This is a genomic window from Candidatus Burkholderia verschuerenii, from assembly GCF_001189365.1.
Taxonomy (GTDB): domain Bacteria; phylum Pseudomonadota; class Gammaproteobacteria; order Burkholderiales; family Burkholderiaceae; genus Caballeronia; species Caballeronia verschuerenii.
Genome location: NZ_LFJJ01000308.1, coordinates 1 through 3,301, shown reverse-complemented (window position 1 = coordinate 3,301; position 3,301 = coordinate 1). Strand labels below are relative to the sequence as shown.

Annotated in this window: 5 protein-coding genes; all 5 read left to right on the top strand. The window is 63.6% G+C overall.

Annotated elements, in window-relative coordinates; genetic code table 11:
- Positions 1 to 332, top strand: a 332-nt coding sequence (locus BVER_RS33080; RefSeq protein WP_198155461.1) for a DUF4136 domain-containing protein, incomplete at its 5' end; no start/stop codon positions are given.
- A 199-nt stretch (positions 333 to 531) separates the two neighbouring features.
- Entirely contained in the window at positions 532 to 1,233 is a 702-nt protein-coding gene (locus BVER_RS28300) for a CDP-alcohol phosphatidyltransferase family protein (RefSeq protein WP_050456069.1), read from the top strand.
- Positions 1,230 to 2,042 carry a HalD/BesD family halogenase gene (locus BVER_RS28295; RefSeq protein WP_050456068.1) on the top strand — a complete coding sequence of 271 codons (813 nt, stop codon included), beginning with the start codon at positions 1,230 to 1,232 and terminating at the stop codon, positions 2,040 to 2,042. Before BVER_RS28300 ends, BVER_RS28295 begins: the two co-directional genes overlap by 4 nt.
- Positions 2,039 to 3,055, top strand: coding sequence for a flippase-like domain-containing protein (locus tag BVER_RS28290; RefSeq protein ID WP_050456067.1), 1,017 nt, complete (start codon positions 2,039 to 2,041; stop codon positions 3,053 to 3,055). Before BVER_RS28295 ends, BVER_RS28290 begins: the two co-directional genes overlap by 4 nt.
- Before the next feature lie 21 nt (positions 3,056 to 3,076).
- On the top strand, positions 3,077 to 3,301 hold a 225-nt coding region (locus tag BVER_RS28285; protein ID WP_157056274.1), incomplete at its 3' end, for an NTP transferase domain-containing protein.

Below are 3,301 nucleotides of genomic sequence, written 5' to 3'. Positions count from 1 at the left end.
GCTATGGTCCGTGGGGCCCGGCGGGTTACGTCGATCAGAGCTATCCGGTGTATATCCACGCGCTGCAGATTCGCCTGACCGACCGCTCGACCGGACGCGAAGTCTATAAGGTGACGGCGGTGAATTCGACCGACGACGCCTCGCTCTATGGCACGATGCCGTATCTCGCGCGCAGCGCGCTGGCCGACTTCCCGCTCGGCAACGGCACCGTGCGCACGGTGACGATTCCCGTCGACAAAAACGGCGGCATGGGCAACGAGGCATCGGCATCGCTCAATTCGAACGAGCGCGCGATTCCGCCGCCTGCCGCGAGCGCGCCGAAAGCCGAATAAGGCGCGCCATGCGGCCGCGCTTTATGAACACCGGAAGCCTGCGGCGATAATTTCCGTTGGCTTTCGAATGGCATAGACGAAGCGCGATTCACGAATGTTTCAAGAATCTCTGTCACGCTTGATACGACGGGGATTTCTCGCATCTTAGGGCCATCCGCAATATATGCAGATTCCTAAGAATCGGGCTATATTCGCGGTCATGACAAAATCGTGTCCGCCCCTTCCCAAAGCCGTTCCGGAGCCCACCACGTGGGACGCCAGGCTTGCTCGCCACCTCGTTGCGCCGCTTCTCGGTACGCCGATCACGCCGAATCATCTGACGACCTTGCGCCTGGCTATCGGCCTGGCCGGCGCGTATTACCTGTCGATCGGTCAGTTCTGGCTGTGCTCGCTCGGCGCGCTGCTTATCGCACTCTCGAACTTCGTCGATCACACCGATGGCGAGCTCGCGCGCATCAGCGGGCAGCAGAGTAAGATCGGACACTTTTACGACCTCGCATGCGATGCGCTCGTGACCGTGCTGCTGTTCGTCGGCATCGGCTTTTACGTGCATGTGCATCATCCCGATCTGTTCCTGCCCGCGCAGTGGCTCGGCTGCATCGCGGGCGTGGCGGTTGCGCTGATTTTCTTCCTGCGCATGCGCATCGAATCGATGGTCGGCAAGTCCAGCACCCAGCAGGCGTCGATGGCCGGCTTCGAAACGGAAGACGTGCTGTATCTGCTGCCGCTCGTCACGGTGCTGAACGGCATGACGCCATTCCTGTTCGCCGCCGCGATCGGTGCGCCGCTGTTCGCCGTGTATGTCGCGGTGGATTACGCGCGCGTCACGCGCCGTCTGCAACGCAGCGCGGTGCAGGCCACGCGCAGCAAGGACGGCAACGACTTCCAGGCGGTGAGATGAGCGATACGGCAACTCCCCTCGACACGGCATTCCCGAATCAACCGGCCGCGCAGCCCGCGCGTCCGAGCGCGCGCGAAATCGACGCGACGCTGAACCGGCGCCTCGCCGACTTGCAGGCTTCCGGCCTGCGCGGCGATTACGAAAAGCAGGGCTCGTTTCTCTATATCGAAGACTTTCTGCCGGCCGAATTCACGGCGCGTCTGATCGCCGCCGTGAAGGACGTGACGCCCGCGATCAATCGCAACTATCTGCCGGGACACAAGGCGGGCGGCAGCGTCAGCAGCCATACGATCGACAAGCTCGCGCCGTTCATCGCCGATCTGTATCGTTCGCCCGCGCTGATCAAGTGGCTGGAGACGATCTCCGGCGACAAGCTGCAACTCTCGCCCGCCGACGATCCCCACGCCTACGCGCTGTACTTCTATTCGAAGCCGGGCGATCACATCGGCTGGCATTACGACACGTCTTACTACGACGGCCGCCGCTACACGCTGCTGCTCGGCGTGATCGACGATTCGTCGTGCCGTCTCGACTACGAACTCCACACGAAGAATCCGGCGGTGCCGGATCAGCCGGGTTCGGTGCAGTATCCGCCGGGCGGCTTCGTGTTCTTCGATGGCGACAAGCTGCGGCATCGCGTGACGCCGCTCGGCGACAACGAACTGCGCGTGTCGCTCACCTTCGAATACGTCACCGATCCGAACATGAAGCCGTTCAAGCGCTTCATCTCGAACATGAAGGACTCGATCGCGTATTTCGGATTCGGGCAGGTTTTCCGCCGCAAGGGCGGGAAGAACGGGACGGAATGAGCCGCGCCGGCACCTTTTTGCTGTCGGTCGGCGTGGTGCTGTTCGTCGCGCTGCTCGGCTGGCAAGGCTTCGGCACCGTCGCGGCGACGCTCGCCGCAGCGGGCTGGGGTCTGGTCGCCGTGGCGGCGTTTCATCTCTTGCCGCTCGTGATCGATGCCGGCGCGATCAGCGTGCTCTTCTCGCGCAACGAGCGCAGCGTCAATCTGAGCGATGCCTTGCTCGCGCGCTGGTCCGGCGAATCCGTCAATAGTCTCATGCCCGCAGGCCAGATCGGCGGCCCGATGCTGATGGTCCGCTATCTCGCGCAACGCGGCATGCGCGCCCGCGATGCCGCCGCCGTCATCACCATCAGCACGACGATGCAGACGGTCGCGCAACTAATCTTCGCGCTAATCGGCGTCGCGCTGCTGACGGGTTACGCGGTGGGCGGTTCCACCTCGACGCTGACGATCGCCGTGCTCGTGGTGATCGGCGTGATCGGCGCGATGATCTACGGTTTCTATCTGGCGCAGCGACGCGGCTTGTTCGGCCGCGCGATGCGTTTCGCATCCGGCATCGCGGCGAAGTTTTCCGCCAAGCGCGACTGGTCGTCGCTCGTCACGCGCGCCGAAGCGGTCGATGCGGCGGTTCACGATCTGTATCGCGAGCGCGGCAAGGTCGCGGCGAGCTTCGGCCTGAGTTTCGTCGGCTGGCTCGTTGGCACGGGCGAAGTGTGGCTCGCGTTGAATCTGCTCGGCCATCCGGTCGGCTGGACCGAAGCGCTGCTGCTCGAAAGTCTCGGTCAGGCGATTCGGGGCGCGGCCTTCGCGATTCCCGGTTCGCTTGGCGTGCAGGAGGGCGGTTATCTGCTGCTCGCGAAACTGGTTGGTTTGCCGCCGGAAACGGCGCTCGCGCTGTCGCTGACCAAGCGCGCGCGGGAATTGCTGCTCGGCGTGCCGGGCATCGTCTATCTGCATTTCGTTGAAAAAGGCTGGCAGCGCCGCCGACTCGCGCGCGTGCCGGATATCGACTGATCACCCTCGAAGGGAATACACATGCGCGCAATCATTCTTGCGGCCGGGATGGGTTTGCGTCTCGTTCAGCCCGAAGGCCAACAAAAGCCCAAATGCCTGCTCCGTTTCGGCGACGCCTCGCTGCTCGAACGCCATCTGCACTTTCTGAAGGCGGCGGGCGTCGATGAAGTCGTCTTCGTGACCGGCTTCAAGAGCGAGCAGATCGAAGCCGACCTCGATGCCCACGCGCTCGGCCAGTCGGAAGCC

Coding starts and splice junctions, on each gene's coding strand:
- BVER_RS28300 (WP_050456069.1), top strand. CDS start 532: ATGACAAAATCGTGTCCGCCCCTTCCCAAAGCCGTTCCGGAGCCCACC.
- BVER_RS28295 (WP_050456068.1), top strand. CDS start 1,230: ATGAGCGATACGGCAACTCCCCTCGACACGGCATTCCCGAATCAACCG.
- BVER_RS28290 (WP_050456067.1), top strand. CDS start 2,039: ATGAGCCGCGCCGGCACCTTTTTGCTGTCGGTCGGCGTGGTGCTGTTC.